The organism is Klebsiella sp. 2-CIP_Kleb., assembly GCF_050378715.1.
Classification (GTDB): domain Bacteria; phylum Pseudomonadota; class Gammaproteobacteria; order Enterobacterales; family Enterobacteriaceae; genus Klebsiella; species Klebsiella quasipneumoniae.
In genome coordinates this window covers 1,395,850-1,419,117 of sequence record NZ_JBNRLG010000001.1, presented here as the reverse complement: position 1 = coordinate 1,419,117, position 23,268 = coordinate 1,395,850, and the positions used below count along the sequence as shown (strand labels likewise).

Below are 23,268 nucleotides of genomic sequence, written 5' to 3'. Positions count from 1 at the left end.
ACGGGCGAGCAGGGGGTTAATAAGGCTGAATTTTTAGCATCGCTTCCACCGTCGCCGGCCGCAGCTTAATGCGCTCATACCAGTTATGCACCGCCGGATAGTTCGCCAGATCGATCCGCTGGCGGACATGGCAGTTCACCCAGGGCCAGGCGGCGATGTCGGCGATGCTGTAGTGGTCCCCGCCCAGCCACGGGCTGGATCCCAGGCGGTGATTCAGTACCCCATAGAGTCGCTGGGTTTCCACCTGAAAACGCTCAATCGCGTAGGGCACGGTTTGCGGCGCTGAGTGGGAAAAATGCTGATTTTGCCCCAGCATCGGCCCCAGGCCGCCGACCTGCCAGAACAACCACTGCAGGGTGGTATAGCGCGCCCGCAGCTCCCCGCTCAGCAGCTTGCCGCTTTTTTCCGCCAGATAGAGCAGGATGGCGCCGGACTCGAAGACGCTCAACGGCGCGCCGCCGTCGGCAGGCATGTGGTCGACGATAGCTGGAATTTTGTTATTCGGCGAAATCGCCATAAACTGCGGATGAAACTGCTCCCCTTTGCCAATATCGACCCGAATTAGCCGATAGGCCAGCTGCGCCTCTTCGAGAAACAGGGTGATTTTGTGGCCGTTTGGGGTGGGTGCATAGTAGAGATCGATCATAATATTTCCCGCCGTCGTGGGTCGCAAACTGATCGAGTATAGGTGAAGCTGCGCGACCCGGGAAAAAATCCGCGAGCGGGGCGCCAGCCACGCAGCGGACGAGCAGTGACATCGCCGGTAAGACAGGCTATGTTGGTTTATTGCCCTGTCTACCAACCCTGAGGAAGTTATGAGCCAGCCTGTGATTACCCTGTGGTCCGATGCCGATTTTTTCTCACCGCACGTGATGTCTGTTTATGTCGCGCTGCAGGAAAAGAGCCTGCCTTTTAGCCTTAAAACCATCGACCTGGGCAGCGGCGAACATCTGCAGGCCGGCTGGACGGGCTATACTGCCACCCGTCGCGTACCGCTGCTGGAGGTTGACGATTTCGCGCTGAGCGAGTCTTCGGCGATTACCGAATATCTGGATGAGCGTTTCGCGCCGCCTGAGTGGGAGCGCCTTTATCCACACGATCTGCAAAAGCGGGCCCGCGCCCGGCAGATCCAGGCCTGGCTACGCAGCGATCTGGTGCCCATTCGTGAAGAGCGATCCACCGCCGTGGTGTTTGGCGGGGTGAAAATGCCGGCGCTCAGCGAGGCAGGCAAGCGGTCGGCGGAAAAACTGTTTGCCACCGCTACCACGCTGCTGGCCCACGGCGGGCAAAATTTATTCGGCGAATGGTCTATTGCCGATGCCGACCTGGCGCTGATGCTCAATCGTCTGGTTCTTAATGGCGATGAGGTGCCGGAGGCGCTGGCGGATTATGCGACTTTCCAGTGGCAGCGGGCCTCAATCCAGCGTTACGCGGCGCTTTCCGCCAAACGCGGAGGCTGATAACCCGCCGCGCTTCCGCTATCATAGAGGCATCGTAACCAGTGGAGATGGAACCTATGAAGCTGATGTTTGCCTCCGATATTCATGGTTCGCTACCTGCGACGGAACGCGTGCTTGAGCGGTTCGCGCAAAGTGGCGCCAGGTGGCTGATCATCCTCGGCGATGTGCTTAATCACGGGCCACGCAACGCGCTGCCGGAAGGCTATGCGCCGGCGGAGGTGGCCGAGCGGCTGAACAGCGTGGCGGAGCGCATCATTGCGGTTCGCGGTAACTGCGACAGCGAAGTGGATCAAATGCTGCTTCGTTTTCCCATGACCGCGCCCTGGCAGCAGGTGCTTGGCGAAGGCTACCGCTTGTTTCTGACCCACGGTCATCTTTATAGCCCGGACAATTTGCCACCACTTGCCGCTGGCGATGTCCTGGCGTATGGCCATACTCATATTCCGGTTGCTGAAAAACGCGGGGCGTTCTCTCTGTTTAATCCAGGCTCAGTGAGTATCCCAAAAGGGGGATATTCCGCCAGCTATGGGCTACTGGATGAGGGGCGTCTGCAGGTTTTAGCACTCAATGATAATCAGGTTATTGCAGAGGTCGCAATTTACCCGTAATTTAGCCCTCAATCATAAAGACGCGCCGCAAGAGCGCTTTTAAAGTAAGGTTTCCTGATGGCGGAACAGAATCATTTGGCAAGCACAGAATGGGTCGATATTGTTAATGAAAACAATGAGGTGATAGCACAGTCCAGCCGCGAGCAGATGCGCGCGCAGTGCCTGCGCCACCGGGCGACCTATATCGTCGTTCACGACGGAATGGGGAAAATTCTGGTGCAGCGACGCACCGAGACAAAAGACTTTCATCCGGGCATGCTGGATGCCACCGCCGGCGGCGTCGTGCAGGCTGATGAGCAGCTGCTGGAGTCGGCCCGTCGCGAGGCAGAAGAGGAGTTAGGCATCGCCGGGGTGCCGTTTGCCGATCACGGCCAGTTCTACTACGAAGATAAATTCTGCCGCGTCTGGGGAAGCCTGTTCAGCTGCGTCTCCCACGGGCCGTTTGCCCTGCAGGAAGAGGAGGTGAGCGAGGTGTGCTGGTTAACGCCGGAAGAGATCACCGCCCGCTGCGATGAGTTCACGCCCGACTCGCTGAAAGCGCTGGCGCTGTGGATGACCCGTAACGCCGGCAACGAGTATGATGACGCGGAAGAGAGCGAGCGCGAATAAACGCGCTAACGCGTGGCAGCAACTGCTGTTCGCCTCCTGACAAATAAAGGCAGCCATCTGGCTGCCTTTTGCTTTCTCTCAGCGGGCGATTACTTCTGCTGCTGAGCTGACTGGATCGCGGTCAGTGCGATGGTGTAGACGATATCGTCAACCAGCGCGCCACGAGACAGATCGTTGACCGGCTTGCGCATACCCTGCAGCATCGGCCCGATGGAGATCAGGTCGGCAGAGCGCTGTACCGCTTTGTAAGTGGTGTTACCGGTGTTCAGATCCGGGAAGATGAACACGGTCGCGCGGCCAGCTACCGGCGAGTTCGGCGCTTTGGATTTCGCGACGTCAGCCATCACCGCGGCGTCATACTGCAGCGGGCCGTCGATCATCAGGTCAGGACGTTTTTCCTGCGCCAGACGGGTCGCTTCGCGGACTTTTTCTACATCGCTACCCGCGCCGGAAGTACCGGTGGAGTAGGAGAGCATCGCCACGCGCGGTTCGATGCCGAAGGCAATCGCGGAGTCAGCGGACTGAATCGCGATTTCCGCCAGCTGCTCTGCGGTCGGATCCGGGTTGATCGCGCAGTCGCCGTAAACATAAACTTGTTCCGGCAGCAGCATGAAGAACACGGAAGAGACCAGCGAGCTGCCCGGTGCGGTTTTGATCAGCTGCAGCGGCGGACGAATGGTGTTGGCGGTGGTGTGTACCGCGCCGGACACCAGGCCATCGACTTCGTCTTGTTCCAGCATCAGGGTGCCGAGAACCACGTTATCTTCCAGCTGCTCGCGGGCGACGGCTTCGGTCATGCCCTTGTTCTTACGCAGTTCGACCAGGCGAGCCACGTAGCTTTCGCGCACCACTTCCGGGTCGACGATTTCGATACCGGCGCCCAGCTCAACGCCCTGCGCTGCTGCAACGCGGTTAATCTCATCCGGGTTGCCCAGCAGCACACAGGTGGCGATCCCGCGTTCGGCGCAGATGGCTGCAGCTTTCACGGTACGCGGCTCGTCGCCTTCCGGCAGAACGACGCGTTTGCCGGCTTTGCGCGCCAGCTCGGTCAGCTGGTAGCGGAAGGCTGGCGGAGAGAGACGACGGCTGCGCTCGGAGGTCGCGGTCAGCGATTCGATCCAGTCGGCGTTGATGTAGTTGGCAACGTATTCCTGAACTTTCTCAATGCGCTCGTGATCGTCAACCGGTACTTCGAGGTTGAAGCTCTGCAGGCTCAGGGAGGTCTGCCAGGTGTTGGTGTTGACCATAAACACCGGCAGGCCGGTGGCGAAGGCGCGTTCGCACAGCTTGCTGATGCGCGCGTCCATTTCATAGCCGCCGGTCAGCAGGATGGCGCCGATTTCCACGCCGTTCATCGCTGCCAGGCAGGCGGCAACCAGCACGTCAGGACGATCTGCGGAAGTAACCAGCAGCGAACCTGCGCGGAAGTGCTCCAGCATGTGCGGGATGCTGCGCGCGCAGAAGGTCACGGATTTCACGCGGCGGGTGTTGATATCGCCTTCGTTGATGATGGTCGCATTCAGGTGATGGGCCATGTCGATCGCGCGGGTGGCGATCAGATCGAAGCTCCACGGTACGGCGCCCAGCACCGGCAGCGCGCTGCCTTTTTGCAGCTGAGCCGGGTCGATCTTCACGACTTTCGCTTTGGATGAGTCGTCGAAAATTTCCGACAGGTCAGGACGGGTACGGCCCTGCTCGTCGACCGGCGCGTTCAGTTTGTTGATGATAACGCCGGTGATGCTGGTGTTTTTCGCGCCGCCAAAGCTGTTGCGGGTCAGTTCAATACGCTCGTTCAGCTGTTCTGGCGTATCGGTGCCTTGCGACATGACGAAGACGATTTCCGCGTTCAGGGTTTTGGCGATTTCAAAGTTCAGCGCCTGGGCGAACTGATGCTTACGGGTCGGCACCAGGCCTTCCACCAGCACCACTTCCGCGTCCTGGGTGTTCGCGTGATAGTTAGCGATGATCTCTTCCATCAGCACATCTTTCTGATTGCTGGAGAGCAGAGATTCAACGTGGTTCATCTTCAGCGGTTCAGCAGCGGTGGTGGTGGAGGAGCTGGCGCGAACGATGGTGGTGGTCTGGTCCGGGGCATCGCCGCCGGAGCGCGGCTGGGCGATAGGTTTAAAGACGCTCAGACGAACGCCTTTGCGTTCCATAGCGCGGATCACACCGAGGCTGACGCTGGTCAGACCTACGCTGGTACCGGTAGGAATTAACATGATAGTACGGGACACGGTATATCCTCTTTCGTTACCGCCAGTATCAGGCGGGATACAAAACAGCACCACCAGCGACCCGTCATACTCCACGTTGCACGTGCGTTGGCTCTACTTGCTCACCCCGGTCGCGTATGCGCCGGGGATCTGCTGTGTCGCCGCCTTCCTGCAGCGCGAAGTATTGCGGGTCAGGGCTGGCGGTGTGGAATTATGCGGTCAGACGGCTGGCGTCTTGCGCGATGACCAGCTCTTCGTTGGTCGGGATAACCACGGCAGGACGGGTGCCTTCTTTGTTGATGAAGCCAGACTTGCCGAAGCGGGCAGCCAGGTTACGCTCATGGTCAACTTCGAAGCCCAGTACGCCCAGTTTGCCCAGCGACAGCTCACGCACCATCGCGGCGTTTTCACCGATGCCACCGGTGAAGACCACGGCGTCGAGACGGCCGTCCATCAGCGCGGTGTAGGAGCCGATGTATTTCGCCAGGCGGTGGCAGTAGACGTCCATCGCGCGTTTAGCGTCGGCTTTTTCCTGGTAGTTGTCTTCCACGTAGCGGCAGTCGCTGGTGACTTCGGTCAGGCCCAGCAGGCCGGACTCTTTGGTCAGCATTTTGTTGATGGCGTCAACGCTCATGCCCAGGGTGTCGTGCAGATGGAAGATGATTGCCGGATCGATATCGCCGGAGCGGGTACCCATCACCAGGCCTTCCAGCGGGGTCAGACCCATGGAGGTGTCAACGCATTTGCCGTTACGAATAGCGGAAACCGAACCACCGTTGCCAAGGTGGCAGGTGATGATGTTCAGCTCTTCAACCGGCTTGTTCAGGATCTTAGCGGCTTCCTGAGTCACGTAGAAGTGGCTGGTGCCGTGTGCGCCGTAACGACGAACGCCGTGCTCTTTGTACAGGCTGTACGGCAGGGCGTAGAGATAGGATTCTTCCGGCATGGTCTGGTGGAACGCCGTATCGAATACTGCCACGTTTTTGTCTTTCAGGTGCGGGAAGGATTTCAGCGCTTCAGCGATGCCGATCAGATGTGCCGGGTTGTGCAGCGGTGCGAAGGACGCCGCGTCTTTAATGCCCTGAATCACGGACTCGTCGATGACGACGGAGCTGGTGTATTTTTCACCGCCGTGGACGATACGGTGGCCAATTGCGGTCAGCTGAGCAGACAGTTCTGGTTTTTGTGCCAGAATAGTGTTAACGATAAAGTTCAGTGCTTCGCTGTGCGCGGCGCCCGCGCCTAATTCGGCTTCTTGTTTGCCGCCGTCAATTTTCCATTTGATACGGGCTTCTGGCAGGTGGAAGCATTCCGCTAAACCGGACAGGTATTCGTCGCCGTTAACGGCGTCAAGGATAGCAAATTTCAGAGAGGAGCTACCGCAGTTCAGAACCAGTACTAACTTACTCGACATGGAAGTACCTTTTTATGATACGTGGCTAAAAAAACGTCAGTGTGTCATTAGCGTAGCGCAGGATGACCTCGACATTTATGATTAACATCATGCCTTGTTCTGTTTTCAGGCACGATGAGATAAGTACATTTGATTTTATGCCATTTTGCATAATTTTCAGCCAATGGCAGAATATGCGATAATTTGACTAGCCTGGCAAAAGAGTCTATCCGCCCTTTCAGGCGGGCACAGGATACCTGATTGCGGCATCCTTTGCCAAAATCTTTTGAACGATGTCATGCATAGTTGGTGTTTTGCACGAATTTTTTAAGTTTTATATGTAAAGTTGAGGTAAAGCCATGTCGACCCCTGAGAAACGCCCCGTTAGCTTCTTTAGCTTGTTCAACCGCGGGCAGCACTACGCGAAGACCTGGCCTCTCGACAAGCGCCTCGCGCCGGTATTTATTGAAAACCGCATCATTCGTGCCACCCGCTACGCCATCCGCATCATGCCGCCGATCGCCATTTTCACCCTCTGCTGGCAGATAGCGCTGGGCGGCCAGCTGGGGCCCGCCGTGGCCACCGCGCTGTTTGCACTGAGCCTGCCGATGCAGGGGTTATGGTGGTTGGGTAAACGTTCAGTGACGCCGCTGCCGCCTTCCATTCTTAACTGGTTCTACGAAGTACGCGGCAAACTGCAGGAGGCGGGGCAGGCGCTGGCGCCTGTCGAAGGCAAGCCCGATTATCAGGCGTTGGCTGACACGCTTAAGCGCGCCTTCAAACAACTCGATAAAACTTTCCTTGATGATTTGTAATTCACTACGGAAAACGCATATAAAAGAAGGCGCATGATTTATGCGCCTTCTTTATTTCACGCCCTACCGTGCTACAGGAGTCACAACATGGAAATGACCAATGCGCAGCGTCTGATTTTATCCAATCAGTACAAGATGATGACGATGCTCGACCCGGACAATGCGGAGCGCTACCGTCGTCTGCAAACCATCATTGAGCGTGGGTATGGGCTGCAGATGCGTGAACTGGACCGCGAGTTCGGCCAGCTGACGGAAGAAACCTGCCGTACCGTAATCGACATCATGGAGATGTACCACGCGCTACACGTCTCCTGGACCAACCTGAAAGATGCGGCGGGTATCGACGAGCGTCGGGTCACCTTCCTCGGATTTGATGCCGCCACCGAAGCGCGTTTTCTCGGCTACGTGCGCTTTATGGTCAACGTTGAAGGCCGTTACAGCCACTTTGACGCCGGCACCCATGGCTTTAACTCGCAGACCCCGATGTGGGAGAAATATCAGCGGATGCTGAGCGTCTGGCACGCCTGCCCACGCCAGTATCATCTGAGCAGTAACGAAATTAACCAAATCATCAATGCCTGAGGGAGGTGCCCGTGCAGTGTAAAGGTTTCCTGTTCGATTTAGACGGGACGCTGGTGGATTCCTTGCCGGTGGTGGAGCGTTCATGGTGCAAATGGGGGGATCGTTTCGCCATTGACCATGATGAAATTCTCAGTTTTATTCACGGCAAGCAGGCCATTACCTCCATTCGCCATTTTATGCCGGGTCGCAGCGAGGAGGATATCCAGGCCGAATTCCGTTATCTCGAGCAGATGGAAGCCACTGATATCGAAGGCATCGTCGCTCTACCGGGGGCGTTAGCCCTGCTGAATACGCTCAATGAGGCCGGGATCCCGTGGGCGATTGTCACCTCCGGCTCGATTCCGGTTGCCCATGCGCGTCACCGCGCGGCGGGCCTGCCGATGCCGGAGGTGTTTGTCACCGCTGAGCAGGTGAAGCATGGCAAGCCGGCGCCGGACGCCTATCTGCTGGGCGCCGAGCGGCTGGGTCTGCCTGCCGGGGAGTGCGCGGTGGTGGAAGACGCGCCGGCGGGGCTCCTCTCCGGACTGGCGGCCGGCTGTCGCACTATCGCGGTCAACGTGCCCGCCGATGCCCCCCGTCGGGATGAAGCCGACCTCGTGCTGAGCAGCCTGGAAGATCTGGTGGTTGAACGCCAGACTGACGGCGTGGTAAATGTGCGTCTTAAAGCGTAAACCCATGATTTCGCCCCGCGTCGTCGGGGCTTTTTTATGCCACTATGTCGACTCCCACTTGTGACAAGGAAACGTTGTGAACGGTGAATTGATTTGGGTTTTATCCCTCCTGGCCATCGCGGTTGTGCTGTTTGCTACCGGTAAGGTGCGCATGGATGCTATCGCCCTGATGGTCATTGTCGCCTTTGTCCTCAGCGGCACGCTGACGCTGACTGAAGCTTTTTCCGGGTTCAGCGATCCTAACGTGATCCTGATTGCCGCCCTGTTTATTATCGGCGACGGCCTGGTGCGTACCGGGGTGGCCACCAAGATGGGCGCCTGGCTGGTTAGCGTGGCAGGCAACAGCGAAACCAAAATGCTGATCTACCTGATGCTCACCGTCGCCGGGTTGGGCGCGTTTATGAGCTCCACCGGCGTGGTCGCCATTTTCATTCCGGTGGTCCTTAGCGTCTCGGCGCGGATGAATACCTCACCCTCGCGGCTGATGATGCCGCTGAGCTTCGCCGGGCTTATCAGCGGGATGATGACCCTGGTGGCGACGCCGCCCAACCTGGTGGTCAACAGTGAACTGCTGCGCGAAGGACTGCACGGCTTCAGTTTTTTCAGCGTCACGCCGATTGGCCTGGTGGTGCTGATCCTGGGCATCGTCTATATGCTGGCGGTGCGCTTTATGCTGAAGACGGATAATGGCGATTCCGCGCGCGATGGGCGAAAAAGAAGTACCTTTCGCGATTTGATCCGCGAATATCACCTCACCGGCCGCGCCCGCCGGCTGGCGATCCGACCCGGTTCGCCGATGATCGGTCAGCGGCTGGATGATTTAAAGCTGCGTGAGCGCTACTGTGCCAACGTCATCGGCGTTGAGCGCTGGCGGCGGTTCCGTCGGGTGATTGTTAACGTTAATGGGGTCTCGGAATTTCGCGCCCGCGACGTCCTGCTGATCGATATGTCTGCCTCCGATGTCGACTTGCGCCAGTTCTGCGGCGAGCAAATGCTCGAGCCGATGGTGCTGCGCGGGGAGTATTTTGCCGATCAGGCGCTGGATGTGGGGATGGCGGAGGTGGCGCTGATCCCGGATTCAGAGATGATAGGCAAAACGGTGCGTGAGATAGCCTTCCGCACCCGGTTTGGTCTCAATATCGTCGGCATGAAGCGCGATGGCAAGGCGATGGATGGTTCCGTGGTCGATGAGCCGCTGCAGCTCGGCGATATTCTGCTGGTGGTCGGCAACTGGCGGCAAATTGCCCTGCTGGCGAAGCGCGGCCGGGATTTCGTGGTGCTCAATATGCCGGTTGAGGTCGATGACGCTTCGCCGGCCCACAGCCAGGCTCCGCACGCGATTTTCTGTCTGGTCCTGATGGTGGCCCTGATGCTGACGGATGAAATCCCCAACCCCATCGCCGCGATCATCGCCTGTCTGCTGATGGGCAAATTCCGCTGTATCAACGCCGAAAGCGCCTACAAGGCGATCCACTGGCCGAGCATCATTCTGATTGTCGGGATGATGCCGTTCGCCCTGGCGTTGCAGAAAACCGGTGGGGTGGATCTGGTGGTTAAGGGACTAATGGACGTCGCCGGAGGCGAGGGGCCTTATCTGATGCTCGGCTGCCTGTTTGTGATGTGCGCGGCGATAGGCCTGTTTATCTCTAACACGGCCACCGCGGTGCTGATGGCGCCTATTGCCCTGGCGGCGGCGAAGTCGATGGGTGTGTCGCCGTATCCCTTTGCCATGGTGGTGGCGATGGCGGCTTCGGCGGCGTTTATGACCCCGGTCTCTTCGCCGGTTAATACTCTGGTGCTTGGCCCGGGTAAGTACTCATTTAGCGATTTTGTCAAAATCGGCGTGCCCTTTACCGTGCTGGTGATGGTGGTCTGCGTTCTGCTGATCCCGGTGCTCTTCCCGTTTTAAGAGATGCAGGCCGGGTAGGGGGCGACCGCTGCCCGGCCTGAAAAATTACAGCGGCGAATCCTGGCTGATTTCATCCAGCGACAGCTGGAAGCTCGGGACAAACACCTGCATAAAGTAATCCATCTCCGCGCTGCGCCGCGACGCCAGCGTTTTTTCCAGACGGCCTTTGGCCAGCAGAAATTCGTTGTTGCCCGCCGACAGCTCTTCGAGGCATTTCAGGTAGGCGCAGAGGGCGTCAGCCTGTTTGACGATCGACTGCTCTTCCTCACTGTAATGATGCTCGTCAATCAGCGGTTCGAAAATATCGCGCAGCTCGTCAGGCACCATATCCACCAGCTTCTGCTGGGCGATTTTCTCAATCGCCTTATATTCCTGAGCAATCTGTGAATTAAAATATTTCACTGGGGTAGGGAGATCACCGGTTAAAACCTCGGAGGCGTCGTGGTACATCGCCAGCAGGGCGATACGCTCTGGGTTGACCTGGCCGCCAAATTTGCGGTTTTTAATCGCCGCCAGCGCGTGGGCGACCATCGCCACCTGCAGGCTGTGCTCGGAGACATTTTCGGTGCGCACGTTGCGCATCAGCGGCCAGCGGTTAATCAGTTTCAGACGGGAGAGGTGGGCAAAGAAATGACTCTGACTCATAGGGACCCTTAATCAGTGACAACATCGGGTTCCATTGTGCGCAGGGATCGCCGCCGGATGCAAATGCCGGCGGCAGCACGACTAAAGCTGATGGTAGCCGGAGAGAAAGCGGCCAAAGCGGGAGATCGCCATCTCCAGGTCGTCTTCGCGAGGCAGGGTCACAATACGCACGTGATCCGGCCACGGCCAGTTAAAGGCAGTACCCTGCACCAGCAGCACTTTCTCCTGCAGCAGGAAATCGAGCACCATTTTCTGGTCGTCGTGAATATTGAAGCGTTTGGCGTCAATTTTCGGGAACATGTACAGCGCGCCTTTTGGCTTCATGCAGGAGACGCCCGGAATATCGTTGATCAGCTCCCAGGCGCGGTTGCGTTGTTCATACAGACGCCCGCCGGGAATGATGAATTCGCTGATACTCTGGTAGCCGCCCAGCGCGGTCTGGATAGCATGCTGGGCCGGCACGTTGGCGCACAGACGCATCGAGGCCAGCATTTCCAGTCCTTCGATATAGCCTTTCGCGTGTTTTTTCGGGCCGTTCAGCACCATCCAGCCCTGACGGAAGCCGGCGACGCGGTAAGTTTTCGACAGTCCGTTGAAGGTCACCGTCAGCAGATCCGGCGCCAGAGCGGCAATCGAGTGATGCTGGGCTTCGTCGTAGAGGATCTTGTCGTAGATCTCATCGGCGAAAATAATCAGGTTGTGCTGGCGGGCGATCTCCACGATCTCCTGCAGCAGCTCTTTGGAGTAGACCGCGCCGGTGGGGTTGTTGGGGTTGATGATCACGATCCCGCGGGTGCGAGGCGTGATTTTGGCGCGGATATCGTCAAGATCCGGAAACCAGTCAGAGGATTCGTCACACAGATAGTGCACCGCTTTACCACTGGAAAGAGACACCGCCGCCGTCCACAGCGGGTAGTCCGGAGCGGGAACCAGCATCTCATCGCCACTGTTTAACAGCGCCTGCATCGCCTGCACAATCAGCTCGGACACGCCGTTGCCGATGTAAATATCTTCCACGGTGACATCGCGCATTCCCCGCGCCTGGTAATGCTGCATGATAGCTTTACGCGCCGAGTACAATCCTTTCGAATCGCAGTATCCCTGGGCGGTAGGCAGATTGCGGATGACGTCGACGAGGATCTCGTCAGGGGCCTCGAAGCCGAAGGGTGCCGGGTTGCCGATGTTCAGTTTCAGAACCTTATTGCCTTCTTCTTCAAGACGTTTCGCTTCTTTCAGAACCGGTCCGCGGATGTCATAACAGACGTTCTCTAACTTGCTGGATTTTTCGATGGGGGACATGAATCTTGACCTTTTAGCTGTTATCGCCACTCCCTGCCGTGGAAGTCAGCACGGAACAATGTACTCCGCCTCCCCGCTGTTTTGAAGGCTTTGCAGGAGAAGATTTTGCTAATGCAGGATTTTAAGCGTAATTGATTTATCTGTTGGTTGCTGGTTTTTCCTATTGTTTATGCCTTTTCATGGCATTTTTTCGGTCGTCTATGTTGATGTAGTGCCTTTTTTACCATCATTTATCTGGTTTGTTGGTTAGGTAAACGGGGCGCTGGAGAATGGGGGGCGGCTAGAAAACGCTATTCTTAATCTCATAGCGGTTGATTTGTAATTTTGATGTTAAATAATTTTAATAAAAAACTGCGCGTAAGCGCATTATTATTATTTTTGACAGGTAATAATCTGAGGTTTGTTAATTTATATAAAATGTTGAAAAAAATTTAAAATTATCTCAGTTAATCCTTATTAAGGCTTATAAAAAGGATGGGAATCGGTTAGAATATCGCCGTTAATATCAGTGGTAGTCGGCATGAATTATGGCTGAATTGATATTTAATATATTGTTATTACAGGATTTTATTGTTCGTCGTTCGCCAAAAAGAAGTCCGGCGAAAGAGAGGCTTTCTCACCACTACTGCGCGATTTTCCGGGGCGACGTAAGACGCCTGGCTGGCCGTGGTAATAAATAATAATGAGAAATACGAACAATATATTACTCCGGTGTTCTGCGCATTTGCTCAGACGAGTACTTTGGCATGTAATAACGTTCGTCCAGTTGTTTATCCGCCATCAGACGGTGAGCACGAGGCTCAGGGAATAGCCGGAAACCTGGCGTAAAGCATCAACAAGGCAGGTCAGCGTTAGCCACCTGTAAGTGAAGAAAGATGATTAATACAACACGTCCGATACTCAACCTCGATCTCGATCTGCTGCGCACCTTTGTAGCAGTCGCTGATTTGAACACCTTCGCCGCCGCCGCCGCCGCAGTGTGTCGTACCCAGTCCGCGGTCAGCCAGCAAATGCAACGCCTGGAGCAACTGGTTGGCAAGGAGCTTTTCGCTCGTCACGGACGCAATAAACTGCTGACCGAGCAGGGCATCCAGTTGCTGGGCTATGCCCGCAAAATCCTGCGCTTTAACGATGAAGCCTGCATGTCGCTGATGTATGGCAGCCTGCAGGGGGGACTGACCATCGGCGCGTCGGAAGAAACCGCTGATACTATCCTGCCGTTTCTTTTAAACCGCATCGGCTGCTTCTATCCCAGAATGACGCTGGAGATTAAAGTCCATCCCCATGCCGTCATCATGGCGATGCTGAGCGCGGGGGAGGTCGATCTGGCATTAACCACCCATCAGCTTCCCGGTTTTACCGCTTTCACGCTGAGAACGTCGCCTACCCTCTGGTACTGTGCAGCGGACTACGTGCTGGCGAAAGGGGAATCGATCCCCCTCATCTTGCTCGAAGAGCCTGGCCCGTTCCGTGAGGACATCATCGCCGCGCTGGAGGCTGCCCGCGTCTCCTGGCATCTGGCTCACGGCGCCTCGTCGCTCTCCGGGGTGAAAGCGGCGGTGAAAGCCGGGCTGGGGGTCACCGCGCGTCCGGTCGAAATGATGAGCCCGGATTTGCGCGTGGCCGGCATCAGCGATGGCCTGCCGGTCCTGCCGGATACCCGGTACGTCGTTAGCTGCAATCCGCAGACGGTGGGCGAACTACCGCAGGCGATTTTTCAGTCTCTGAGCCAGGAGAGCGATCCCTGGCGCGCCGGGCCGGCACTTACTCCGGAAGAGGGAGGAAGCACCTTCATTTTGTGAGGTTATTTTGCTAACAAAGATCACAAAAACTGGTAACAGAATGTAAGTGCCCAAAAAGAGCCTCAAGGGTGGGTTTCCCGTCTGGTGGCTCTTTTTTTTGCACTATTATTGATGTTTTGAATCTTTTTTTTATTTCTTTGCAAGAAAATCAGCATATTGGCGTGACCTGGCGCTCACCTTGCCGACTTTTCCCAGCACTTTCAACACTTCCTGCTAATGTTAAAAAACCGGATGGATTGTTGCCGATTTCCTGGGGTAATTAACAAAACCGTGTCGCAGATCAAGAAAATACCCCTCTTTGGGGGGAGGAATCGAGGCTAAATCCTGTCAAAATAGCAGGGATTTTTGATTTACGACGGAAACGGACACGATTCAACAACACTAAAACCGAACAGTATGCAAGGTTATTTCGCATAAAAGGGCATTTAATGTTAATGAAAAGATTCCAATGTAAATTAATGTTATGAAAACTTTTGTTAAAGTTGACAAAAGGTTAAAGAAAGGGGTAAAAAGCCACGGCATCTGGGCTTCTCACATCTTCCAGGGACGCTTTTTTGCACGGTTATTTTTTATTCCTCCCGTGAAACGCTGTGGCGTTCATCTGCCAGTAAGAGCAGAGGGTTTTGGCGCTACACTTTTTTGGTTAAGCAATGCGTATGTCAACATCCACTGAAGTCATCGCTCATCACTGGGCATTCGCTATATTTCTCATCATCGCTATCGGCCTGTGCTGCCTGATGCTCGTCGGCGGCTGGTACCTTGGCGGCCGCGCGCGCGCGCGTAGCAAAAACACGCCGTTTGAATCGGGGATCGACTCCGTTGGTTCGGCCCGCTTACGTCTTTCTGCGAAGTTTTATCTGGTTGCCATGTTCTTCGTTATCTTCGACGTGGAAGCCCTGTATCTCTACGCATGGTCGACCTCCATCCGCGAGAGCGGTTGGGTCGGCTTTGTGGAAGCCGCAATTTTCATTTTAGTGCTACTGGCTGGTCTGGTTTATCTCGTTCGCATCGGCGCACTGGACTGGACGCCTGCGCGTTCCCGTCGCACGCTGGTTAACCCGGAAACAGACAGTCCCACTAACCGTCATATGCAGTAAAAGCGAGGCAATAAGATGGATTATACGCTCACCCGCATAGATCCTAACGGTGAGAACGACCGTTACCCCCTGCAGAAACAGGAGATCGTTACCGACCCCCTGGAGCAGGAAGTCAACAAAAGCGTGTATATGGGGAAACTCGAACACGCGCTGCATGACATGGTGAACTGGGGCCGTAAGAACTCAATTTGGCCGTATAACTTCGGCCTTTCTTGCTGTTATGTGGAAATGGTGACGTCATTCACTGCGGTGCATGACGTTGCGCGCTTTGGGGCCGAAGTTCTGCGCGCCTCTCCGCGTCAGGCGGACCTGATGGTGGTCGCCGGAACCTGCTTCACCAAAATGGCACCGGTGATTCAGCGTCTCTATGATCAGATGCTGGAGCCGAAGTGGGTGATTTCCATGGGCGCCTGCGCGAACTCCGGCGGCATGTACGACATCTATTCCGTCGTCCAGGGCGTGGATAAATTCATCCCGGTCGATGTGTACATCCCGGGCTGCCCGCCGCGTCCGGAGGCCTATATGCAGGCGCTGATGCTGCTGCAGGAGTCCATTGGTAAAGAACGTCGTCCGCTCTCATGGGTGGTTGGCGATCAGGGCGTCTATCGCGCCAATATGCAGTCGGAACGCGAGCGTAAACGCGGCGAACGTATTGCAGTGACCAATCTGCGGACGCCGGACGAGATTTAATTTGCGCCTGCGGGCGGGAGAAACACTTCGCAAATCAATCTACAACAGCGCGAAGTCTCGCCCGGCAGTCACCACGGACCTTTTGCAATGGTGAACAATATGACCGATTTAACCGCGCATGACGCCGCACCAGCCTGGCAAACCCGCGATCACCTTGATGACCCGGTGATCGGCGAACTGCGCAACCGCTTTGGGCCGGATGCCTTTACCGTTCAGCCAACCCGCACCGGCGTACCGGTGGTATGGGTCAAGCGCGAGCAGCTGCTTGAGGTGGGTGATTTCCTGAAGAAATTGCCGAAGCCTTACGTGATGCTGTTTGACCTGCACGGTATGGACGAACGTCTGCGCACGCACCGCGATGGCCTGCCCGCCGCGGATTTTTCCGTTTTCTATCACCTGATTTCCATCGACCGCAACCGCGACATCATGCTCAAGGTGGCGCTGTCTGAAAACGATCTGCATCTGCCAACCTTCACCAAACTGTTCCCCAACGCCAACTGGTATGAGCGTGAAACCTGGGAAATGTTTGGTATTACCTTTGATGGCCACCCAAATCTGCGTCGCATCATGATGCCGCCGACCTGGGAAGGCCACCCGCTGCGTAAAGACTACCCGGCGCGCGCCACCGAATTCGATCCGTTTGAGCTGACCAAAGCCAAACAGGATCTGGAGATGGAAGCGCTGACTTTCAAACCGGAAGAGTGGGGCATGAAACGCGGCACCGACAACGAGGACTTCATGTTCCTCAACCTCGGTCCGAACCACCCGTCCGCGCACGGTGCCTTCCGCATTATTCTGCAGCTGGATGGCGAAGAGATCGTCGACTGCGTGCCGGATATCGGTTACCACCACCGCGGCGCCGAGAAGATGGGCGAGCGCCAGTCCTGGCACAGCTACATCCCGTACACCGACCGTATCGAATACCTTGGCGGCTGCGTCAACGAGATGCCGTACGTGCTGGCCGTAGAAAAACTGGCCGGGATCACCGTGCCGGATCGCGTCAACGTGATCCGCGTGATGCTCTCCGAACTGTTCCGCATCAACAGCCACCTGCTGTATATCTCAACCTTTATTCAGGACGTCGGCGCGATGACGCCGGTCTTCTTCGCCTTTACCGATCGGCAGAAAATCTACGATCTGGTGGAAGCGATCACCGGTTTCCGTATGCACCCGGCGTGGTTCCGCATCGGCGGCGTCGCGCACGATCTGCCGCGCGGCTGGGATCGTCTGCTGCGTGAGTTCCTCGAGTGGATGCCGAAGCGTCTGGACTCCTATGAAAAAGCCGCCCTGCGCAACACCATTCTGAAGGGCCGTTCCGTCGGCGTGGCAGCCTATACCGCCAAAGAGGCGCTGGAGTGGGGCACCACCGGCGCAGGCCTGCGCGCCACAGGTATCGGCTTCGACGTGCGTAAATGGCGTCCTTATTCTGGCTACGAAAATTTCGACTTCGAAGTCCCGACCGGCGGTGGCGTTTCTGACTGCTACACCCGCGTGATGCTGAAAGTCGAAGAGCTGCGCCAGAGCCTGCGCATTCTTCAGCAGTGCCTCGACAATATGCCGGAAGGGCCGTTCAAAGCGGATCACCCGCTGACCACGCCGCCGCCGAAAGAGCGCACGCTGCAGCATATCGAAACCCTGATCACCCACTTCCTGCAGGTATCGTGGGGCCCGGTCATGCCGGCCAACGAATCCTTCCAGATGATTGAGGCGACCAAGGGGATTAACAGTTACTACCTGACCAGCGACGGCAGCACCATGAGCTACCGTACCCGCGTCCGCACGCCGAGCTTTGCGCACCTGCAGCAGATCCCGTCGGCGATCCGCGGCAGCCTGGTATCCGACCTGATCGTCTATCTGGGTAGTATCGATTTTGTTATGTCAGACGTGGACCGCTAATTATGCACGAGAATCAACAACCACAAACCGAGGCTTTTGAGCTGAGTGCGGCAGAGCGTGAGGCTATTGAGCACGAGAAGCACCACTACGAAGACCCGCGTGCGGCGTCCATCGAAGCGCTGAAAATCGTTCAGAAACAGCGCGGCTGGGTGCCGGATGGCGCGATCTACGCCATTGCCGATGTGCTGGGCATCCCGGCCAGCGACGTCGAAGGCGTGGCGACGTTCTATAGCCAAATTTTCCGCCAGCCGGTTGGCCGTCACGTGATCCGCTACTGCGACAGCGTGGTGTGTCACATTACCGGCTATCAGGGGATTCAGGCCGCCATCGAGAAGAAGCTGAACATCAAGCCAGGGCAGACCACCTTTGATGGCCGCTTTACCCTGCTGCCGACCTGCTGCCTGGGCAACTGCGACAAGGGACCGACCATGATGATTGATGAGGACACTCACAGCCATCTGACGCCGGAGGCAATTCCTGACCTGCTGGAGCAGTACAAATGAAAACCGTAATTCGTACTGCGGAAACGCATCCGCTCACCTGGCGCCTGCGCGACGACAAGCAGCCGGTCTGGCTGGACGAGTATCGCAGCAAAAATGGCTATGAAGGGGCGCGAAAAGCGCTGACCGGCATGGCGCCGGACGAGATCGTCACGGCGGTAAAAGACGCTGGCCTGAAAGGGCGCGGCGGCGCGGGCTTCTCCACCGGTCTGAAGTGGAGCCTGATGCCGAAAGACGAATCCATGAACATCCGTTACCTGCTGTGTAACGCCGATGAGATGGAGCCGGGCACCTATAAAGACCGCCTGCTGATGGAGCAGCTCCCGCACCTGCTGGTGGAAGGCATGCTGATCTCCGCCTTTGCGCTGAAGGCTTATCGCGGCTACATCTTCCTGCGCGGAGAGTATATCGAAGCGGCCCAGCATCTGCGCCGCGCGATTGCCGAAGCCACCGAGGCGGGCCTGCTGGGGAAAAATATCCTCGGCACTGGTTTTGACTTCGAGCTGTTTGTCCACACCGGGGCAGGACGCTATATCTGCGGCGAAGAGACGGCGCTGATCAACTCCCTGGAAGGCCGCCGCGCTAACCCGCGCTCCAAGCCGCCGTTCCCGGCGAGCTCCGGCGTGTGGGGTAAGCCGACCTGCGTCAACAACGTGGAAACCCTGTGCAACGTGCCGGCGATTCTGGCTAACGGCGTCGAGTGGTACCAGAACATCTCCACCAGTAAAGATGCCGGCACCAAGCTGATGGGCTTCTCCGGCCGCGTGAAGAACCCGGGCGTCTGGGAGCTGCCGTTCGGCACCACTGCCCGCGAGATCCTTGAAGATTACGCCGGCGGTATGCGCGATGGCCTGAAGTTTAAAGCCTGGCAGCCGGGTGGGGCAGGGACCGACTTCCTCACCGAAGCGCACCTCGATCTGCCGATGGAGTTCGAAAGCATTGGTAAAGCGGGCAGCCGTCTGGGCACCTCGCTGGCGATGGCCGTTGACCACGAGATCAACATGGTCTCGCTGGTGCGCAACCTCGAAGAGTTCTTTGCCCGCGAGTCCTGTGGCTGGTGTACGCCGTGCCGCGATGGTCTGCCGTGGAGCGTGAAGATCCTGCGCGCCCTGGAGCGCGGCGAAGGTCAGCCTGGCGATATCGAAACGCTTGAGCAACTGTGTCGATTCCTGGGCCCAGGGAAAACCTTCTGCGCGCACGCGCCGGGCGCGGTTGAGCCGCTGCAGAGCGCGATTAAATATTTCCGCGAAGAATTCGAGGCTGGCATTAAGCAGCAGTTCAGCAATACCCATGCAATCAACGGGATTCAGCCGAACCTGCTTAAGACGCGCTGGTAATCTAAAGGTTTTTTTATTTTTGGAAGCACGCTAATGGCTACGATTCATGTAGACGGCAAAGAATACGAGGTCAACGGAGCGGACAACCTGCTGGAGGCTTGTCTCTCTCTTGGGCTTGATATTCCCTACTTTTGCTGGCATCCGGCGCTAGGGAGCGTCGGTGCTTGCCGCCAGTGTGCGGTGAAGCAATATCAGAACGCGGAAGACACGCGTGGTCGCCTGGTGATGTCCTGTATGACTCCGGCATCCGACGGCACCTTTATTTCTATCGACGACGGCGAAGCGAAGCAGTTCCGCGAAAGCGTGGTGGAGTGGCTGATGACCAACCACCCGCACGACTGCCCGGTCTGCGAAGAGGGCGGCAACTGCCACCTGCAGGATATGACGGTGATGACCGGCCATAGCTTCCGCCGCTATCGTTTTACCAAGCGTACCCACCGCAACCAGGATCTGGGGCCGTTTATTTCTCACGAAATGAACCGCTGCATCGCCTGCTACCGCTGCGTGCGCTACTACAAAGATTATGCCGACGGCACCGATCTGGGCGTCTATGGCGCCCACGACAACGTCTACTTCGGCCGCCCGGAAGATGGCACCCTGGAAAGCGAATTCTCCGGCAACCTGGTGGAAGTCTGCCCGACCGGCGTCTTCACTGATAAAACGCACTCTGAGCGTTATAACCGTAAGTGGGACATGCAGTTTGCGCCGAGCATCTGCCAGCAGTGTTCCATTGGCTGCAACATCAGCCCGGGCGAACGCTATGGCGAGCTGCGTCGTATCGAAAACCGCTATAACGGTACCGTTAACCGCTACTTCCTCTGCGACCGCGGTCGTTTCGGCTATGGCTACGTAAACCTGAAAGACCGTCCGCGTCAGCCGGTTCAGCGCCGCGGCGACGATCTGATCGCGCTCAACGCCGAACAGGCGATGCAGGGGGCGGCGGATATCCTGCGCCAGTCGAAGAAAGTGATCGGCATCGGCTCCCCGCGCGCCAGCATTGAAAGCAACTTCGCGCTGCGCGAGCTGGTGGGCGCCGACAACTTCTATACCGGCATCGCCAAAGGCGAACAAGCGCGCCTGCAGATGATGCTGAAAGTGCTGCGCGAAGGTGGGATCCACACCCCAAGCCTGCGCGATATCGAATCCTACGACGCGGTACTGGTGCTGGGCGAAGACATTACCCAGACCGGCGCGCGCGTCGCGCTGGCGGTGCGTCAGGCGGTGAAAGGGAAAGCACGCGAAATGGCGGCGGCACAGAAAGTGGCCGACTGGCAGATTGCGGCAATTCTCAACATCGGACAGCGTGCCAAGCATCCGTTATTTGTCACTAATATCGACGACACTCGCCTCGATGACATCGCGGCGTGGACCTACCGCGCGCCGGTGGAAGATCAGGCGCGTCTGGGCTTCGCTATCGCCCATGCGCTGGATGACAGCGCGCCGGCGGTTGATGGCCTGAGCCGCGAACTGCAGGGTAAAGTCGATGTCATCGTCCAGGCGCTGGCCGGGGCGAAAAAACCACTGATTATTTCCGGGACCAACGCCGGCAGCATGGAGATCATCCAGGCCGCTGCTAACGTGGCGAAAGCCCTGAAAGGCCGTGGCGCCGACGTCGGCGTGACCATGGTTGCCCGCGCAGTGAACAGCGTCGGTCTGGGTATGATCGGCGGCGGCTCGCTCGAGGAGGCGCTCGACGAACTGGAAAGCGGCGCCGCAGACGCAGTTATCGTGCTGGAAAACGACCTTCACCGTCATGCTTCCGCCGCCCGCGTCGACGCAGCGCTCTCCAAAGCGCCGCTGGTGATGGTGGTTGACCATCAGCGCACGGCGATTATGGACAAAGCGCACCTGGTGCTCTCCGCAGCAAGCTTTGCGGAAAGCGACGGTACCGTGGTGAACAACGAAGGCCGCGCCCAGCGTTTCTTCCAGGTCTACGACCCGGCCTACTACGACGCGAAAACCGTGATGCTGGAAAGCTGGCGCTGGCTGCATTCTCTGCACAGCACCGTTAACAACCGTCAGGTTGACTGGACGCAGCTGGACCACGTTATCGATGCCGCGATTGCCGCACTGCCGCAGCTGGCGGGCATAAAAGATGCCGCGCCGGATGCGACCTTCCGCATTCGTGGGCAGAAACTGGCGCGTGAACCGCACCGCTACAGCGGCCGCACGGCGATGCGCGCTAACATCAGCGTCCACGAGCCGCGTCAGCCGCAGGATAAAGACACGATGTTCGCCTTCTCCATGGAAGGGAACAACCAGCCGTCTGCCCCGCGTTCGCAGATCCCGTTCGCCTGGGCGCCGGGCTGGAACTCCCCGCAGGCATGGAACAAGTTCCAGGATGAAGTGGGCGGGAAACTGCGCCATGGCGATCCGGGCGTCCGCCTGTTTGAAGCTTCCGCCAGCGGGCTGGAATACTTCACGGCGGTGCCGGCCAGCTTCCAGGCGGAAGAGGGGAAATGGCGTATCGCACCTTATTATCACCTGTTTGGCAGCGATGAGTTGTCACAGCGCGCGCCGGTGTTCCAGAGCCGGATGCCTGAGCCGTACATCAAGCTGAACCCGGCGGATGCCGCGAAGCTTGGCGTCAACGCCGGGGCGATGCTCTCCTTTAGCGTGGAAGGCCAGACCCTGCGTCTGCCGCTGGTTATCTCTGAAGGTCTGACCGCAGGACAGGTTGGCTTACCGATGGGCATGCCGGGCATTGCGCCGGTACTGACCGGATCGCGTATTGATTCACTGCAGGAGGCGAAAGCATGAGCTGGTTAACGCCGGATCTTATCGACATTCTGTTAAGCATCCTGAAGGCCGTGGTCATTCTGCTGGTGGTGGTCACCTGCGGCGCGTTCATGAGCTTCGGCGAGCGTCGTCTGCTCGGTCTGTTCCAGAACCGCTACGGGCCAAACCGGGTGGGCTGGGGCGGTTCGCTGCAGCTGGTCGCCGACATGATCAAGATGTTCTTTAAAGAGGACTGGATCCCGCGCTTTTCCGATCGCGTGATCTTTACTCTGGCGCCGGTTATCGCCTTTACCTCGCTGCTGCTGGCCTTCGCTATCGTGCCGGTCAGCCCGACGTGGGTGGTGGCTGACCTGAACATCGGGATCCTGTTCTTCCTGATGATGGCAGGCCTGGCGGTTTACGCGGTGCTGTTCGCCGGTTGGTCGAGCAACAACAAATACTCCCTGCTGGGGGCGATGCGTGCTTCCGCGCAGACCCTAAGCTACGAAGTGTTCCTCGGCCTCTCCCTGATGGGCGTGGTGGCGCAGGCGGGGTCATTCAACATGACCGATATCGTCAACAACCAGGCGCATCTGTGGAACGTTATCCCGCAGTTCTTCGGCTTCGTGACGTTCGCCATCGCCGGCGTGGCGGTGTGTCACCGTCACCCGTTCGACCAGCCGGAAGCGGAGCAGGAGCTGGCCGATGGTTACCACATTGAATACTCCGGCATGAAGTTCGGTCTGTTCTTCGTGGGTGAATACATCGGTATCGTCACCGTTTCAGCGCTGATCGTCACACTGTTCTTCGGCGGCTGGAATGGCCCGTGGTTACCTCCTTTCATCTGGTTCGCGCTGAAAACCGCGTTCTTCATGATGATGTTCATTTTGATCCGCGCATCATTACCGCGTCCGCGCTATGACCAGGTAATGTCCTTTGGCTGGAAGGTATGCCTGCCGTTAACGCTGGTCAACTTGTTGGTAACGGCGGCTGTCATTCTCTGGCAGGCGCAATAAGGGGT

Annotated in this window: 20 protein-coding genes; 15 read left to right on the top strand and 5 right to left on the bottom strand. The window is 57.5% G+C overall.

The window, feature by feature from the left end:
* Positions 1 to 16 precede the first annotated feature (16 nt).
* Entirely contained in the window at positions 17 to 646 is a 630-nt protein-coding gene (yfcG, locus tag ACQUTP_RS06860; RefSeq protein ID WP_428902363.1) for a GSH-dependent disulfide bond oxidoreductase, read from the bottom strand.
* Positions 647 to 815: 169 nt separating this feature from the next.
* Here yfcG and yfcF point away from each other — a divergent pair, with 169 nt between their 5' ends.
* From yfcF to yfcD, 3 genes are read left to right on the top strand one after another with little or no spacing between them, the layout of a single operon-like run.
* On the top strand, positions 816 to 1,460 hold the full coding sequence (yfcF, locus tag ACQUTP_RS06855) for a glutathione transferase (protein WP_428902362.1): 645 nt from the start codon (positions 816 to 818) through the stop codon (positions 1,458 to 1,460).
* A 56-nt stretch (positions 1,461 to 1,516) separates the two neighbouring features.
* Positions 1,517 to 2,068 (top strand): phosphodiesterase, encoded by a 552-nt coding sequence (yfcE, locus tag ACQUTP_RS06850; RefSeq protein ID WP_004201761.1) that lies wholly within the window; start codon positions 1,517 to 1,519, stop codon positions 2,066 to 2,068.
* 57 nt (positions 2,069 to 2,125) lie between these two features.
* Positions 2,126 to 2,677, top strand: a complete 552-nt coding sequence (gene yfcD, locus ACQUTP_RS06845) for an NUDIX hydrolase YfcD (RefSeq protein WP_002913197.1) — start codon at positions 2,126 to 2,128, stop codon at positions 2,675 to 2,677.
* Positions 2,678 to 2,766: 89 nt separating this feature from the next.
* On the opposite strand, the gene pta is transcribed toward yfcD, so the two are convergent.
* Both pta and ackA read right to left on the bottom strand, forming a co-directional pair.
* Positions 2,767 to 4,914 carry a phosphate acetyltransferase gene (gene pta / locus ACQUTP_RS06840; RefSeq protein WP_004201759.1) on the bottom strand — a complete coding sequence of 716 codons (2,148 nt, stop codon included), beginning with the start codon at positions 4,912 to 4,914 and terminating at the stop codon, positions 2,767 to 2,769.
* Between the two features lie 190 nt (positions 4,915 to 5,104).
* The gene (gene ackA, locus ACQUTP_RS06835) at positions 5,105 to 6,307 is read right to left on the bottom strand and encodes an acetate kinase (protein WP_004201756.1); all 1,203 of its coding nucleotides are present in this window, start codon (positions 6,305 to 6,307) and stop codon (positions 5,105 to 5,107) included.
* A gap of 338 nt (positions 6,308 to 6,645) precedes the next feature.
* Between ackA and yfbV the strand changes: the two genes are divergently transcribed.
* From yfbV to ACQUTP_RS06815, 4 genes are all read left to right on the top strand, one after another.
* Positions 6,646 to 7,101, top strand: coding sequence for a terminus macrodomain insulation protein YfbV (gene yfbV / locus ACQUTP_RS06830; protein WP_002913194.1), 456 nt, complete (start codon positions 6,646 to 6,648; stop codon positions 7,099 to 7,101).
* 87 nt (positions 7,102 to 7,188) lie between these two features.
* A complete protein-coding gene (locus tag ACQUTP_RS06825; RefSeq protein WP_004201754.1) occupies positions 7,189 to 7,683 on the top strand; it encodes a YfbU family protein in 495 nt (164 codons plus the stop codon).
* A gap of 11 nt (positions 7,684 to 7,694) precedes the next feature.
* A complete protein-coding gene (locus tag ACQUTP_RS06820) occupies positions 7,695 to 8,354 on the top strand; it encodes a sugar phosphatase (protein ID WP_004201751.1) in 660 nt (219 codons plus the stop codon).
* 76 nt (positions 8,355 to 8,430) lie between these two features.
* Positions 8,431 to 10,263, top strand: coding sequence for an SLC13 family permease (locus ACQUTP_RS06815; protein WP_004201750.1), 1,833 nt, complete (start codon positions 8,431 to 8,433; stop codon positions 10,261 to 10,263).
* Positions 10,264 to 10,308: 45 nt separating this feature from the next.
* Here the strand turns inward: ACQUTP_RS06815 and yfbR are convergent, their stop codons facing one another.
* Entirely contained in the window at positions 10,309 to 10,908 is a 600-nt protein-coding gene (gene yfbR, locus ACQUTP_RS06810) for a 5'-deoxynucleotidase (RefSeq protein ID WP_004201749.1), read from the bottom strand.
* Positions 10,909 to 10,989: 81 nt separating this feature from the next.
* The gene (alaA, locus tag ACQUTP_RS06805; protein WP_004201748.1) at positions 10,990 to 12,207 is read right to left on the bottom strand and encodes an alanine transaminase AlaA; all 1,218 of its coding nucleotides are present in this window, start codon (positions 12,205 to 12,207) and stop codon (positions 10,990 to 10,992) included.
* A gap of 875 nt (positions 12,208 to 13,082) precedes the next feature.
* Between alaA and ACQUTP_RS06800 the strand changes: the two genes are divergently transcribed.
* From ACQUTP_RS06800 to nuoH, 8 genes are all read left to right on the top strand, one after another.
* Positions 13,083 to 14,009 (top strand): LysR family transcriptional regulator, encoded by a 927-nt coding sequence (locus ACQUTP_RS06800; RefSeq protein WP_004201747.1) that lies wholly within the window; start codon positions 13,083 to 13,085, stop codon positions 14,007 to 14,009.
* A gap of 650 nt (positions 14,010 to 14,659) precedes the next feature.
* Positions 14,660 to 15,106, top strand: coding sequence for an NADH-quinone oxidoreductase subunit NuoA (gene nuoA / locus ACQUTP_RS06795; protein ID WP_002913181.1), 447 nt, complete (start codon positions 14,660 to 14,662; stop codon positions 15,104 to 15,106).
* Between the two features lie 15 nt (positions 15,107 to 15,121).
* Positions 15,122 to 15,796, top strand: coding sequence for an NADH-quinone oxidoreductase subunit NuoB (nuoB, locus tag ACQUTP_RS06790; RefSeq protein ID WP_002913178.1), 675 nt, complete (start codon positions 15,122 to 15,124; stop codon positions 15,794 to 15,796).
* 87 nt (positions 15,797 to 15,883) lie between these two features.
* Positions 15,884 to 17,692 (top strand): NADH-quinone oxidoreductase subunit C/D, encoded by a 1,809-nt coding sequence (nuoC, locus tag ACQUTP_RS06785; RefSeq protein ID WP_004201746.1) that lies wholly within the window; start codon positions 15,884 to 15,886, stop codon positions 17,690 to 17,692.
* Positions 17,693 to 17,694: 2 nt separating this feature from the next.
* Positions 17,695 to 18,195 carry an NADH-quinone oxidoreductase subunit NuoE gene (gene nuoE, locus ACQUTP_RS06780; protein WP_002913160.1) on the top strand — a complete coding sequence of 167 codons (501 nt, stop codon included), beginning with the start codon at positions 17,695 to 17,697 and terminating at the stop codon, positions 18,193 to 18,195.
* The gene (gene nuoF / locus ACQUTP_RS06775) at positions 18,192 to 19,529 is read left to right on the top strand and encodes an NADH-quinone oxidoreductase subunit NuoF (protein WP_002913158.1); all 1,338 of its coding nucleotides are present in this window, start codon (positions 18,192 to 18,194) and stop codon (positions 19,527 to 19,529) included. Before nuoE ends, nuoF begins: the two co-directional genes overlap by 4 nt.
* A 33-nt stretch (positions 19,530 to 19,562) precedes the next feature.
* Positions 19,563 to 22,289, top strand: coding sequence for an NADH-quinone oxidoreductase subunit NuoG (gene nuoG / locus ACQUTP_RS06770; RefSeq protein ID WP_151628821.1), 2,727 nt, complete (start codon positions 19,563 to 19,565; stop codon positions 22,287 to 22,289).
* Positions 22,286 to 23,263, top strand: coding sequence for an NADH-quinone oxidoreductase subunit NuoH (gene nuoH, locus ACQUTP_RS06765; RefSeq protein WP_002913156.1), 978 nt, complete (start codon positions 22,286 to 22,288; stop codon positions 23,261 to 23,263). The genes nuoG and nuoH overlap by 4 nt, the downstream gene beginning before the upstream one ends.
* The last annotated feature ends 5 nt before the right edge of the window (positions 23,264 to 23,268 follow it).

Coding starts and splice junctions, on each gene's coding strand:
- nuoB (WP_002913178.1), top strand. CDS start 15,122: ATGGATTATACGCTCACCCGCATAGATCCTAACGGTGAGAACGACCGT.
- yfcE (WP_004201761.1), top strand. CDS start 1,517: ATGAAGCTGATGTTTGCCTCCGATATTCATGGTTCGCTACCTGCGACG.
- ACQUTP_RS06800 (WP_004201747.1), top strand. CDS start 13,083: ATGATTAATACAACACGTCCGATACTCAACCTCGATCTCGATCTGCTG.
- nuoF (WP_002913158.1), top strand. CDS start 18,192: ATGAAAACCGTAATTCGTACTGCGGAAACGCATCCGCTCACCTGGCGC.
- nuoH (WP_002913156.1), top strand. CDS start 22,286: ATGAGCTGGTTAACGCCGGATCTTATCGACATTCTGTTAAGCATCCTG.
- ACQUTP_RS06825 (WP_004201754.1), top strand. CDS start 7,189: ATGGAAATGACCAATGCGCAGCGTCTGATTTTATCCAATCAGTACAAG.
- yfbV (WP_002913194.1), top strand. CDS start 6,646: ATGTCGACCCCTGAGAAACGCCCCGTTAGCTTCTTTAGCTTGTTCAAC.
- nuoC (WP_004201746.1), top strand. CDS start 15,884: ATGGTGAACAATATGACCGATTTAACCGCGCATGACGCCGCACCAGCC.
- yfbR (WP_004201749.1), bottom strand. CDS start 10,908: ATGAGTCAGAGTCATTTCTTTGCCCACCTCTCCCGTCTGAAACTGATT.
- ackA (WP_004201756.1), bottom strand. CDS start 6,307: ATGTCGAGTAAGTTAGTACTGGTTCTGAACTGCGGTAGCTCCTCTCTG.
- nuoE (WP_002913160.1), top strand. CDS start 17,695: ATGCACGAGAATCAACAACCACAAACCGAGGCTTTTGAGCTGAGTGCG.
- nuoG (WP_151628821.1), top strand. CDS start 19,563: ATGGCTACGATTCATGTAGACGGCAAAGAATACGAGGTCAACGGAGCG.
- nuoA (WP_002913181.1), top strand. CDS start 14,660: ATGCGTATGTCAACATCCACTGAAGTCATCGCTCATCACTGGGCATTC.
- yfcG (WP_428902363.1), bottom strand. CDS start 646: ATGATCGATCTCTACTATGCACCCACCCCAAACGGCCACAAAATCACC.
- alaA (WP_004201748.1), bottom strand. CDS start 12,207: ATGTCCCCCATCGAAAAATCCAGCAAGTTAGAGAACGTCTGTTATGAC.
- yfcD (WP_002913197.1), top strand. CDS start 2,126: ATGGCGGAACAGAATCATTTGGCAAGCACAGAATGGGTCGATATTGTT.
- yfcF (WP_428902362.1), top strand. CDS start 816: ATGAGCCAGCCTGTGATTACCCTGTGGTCCGATGCCGATTTTTTCTCA.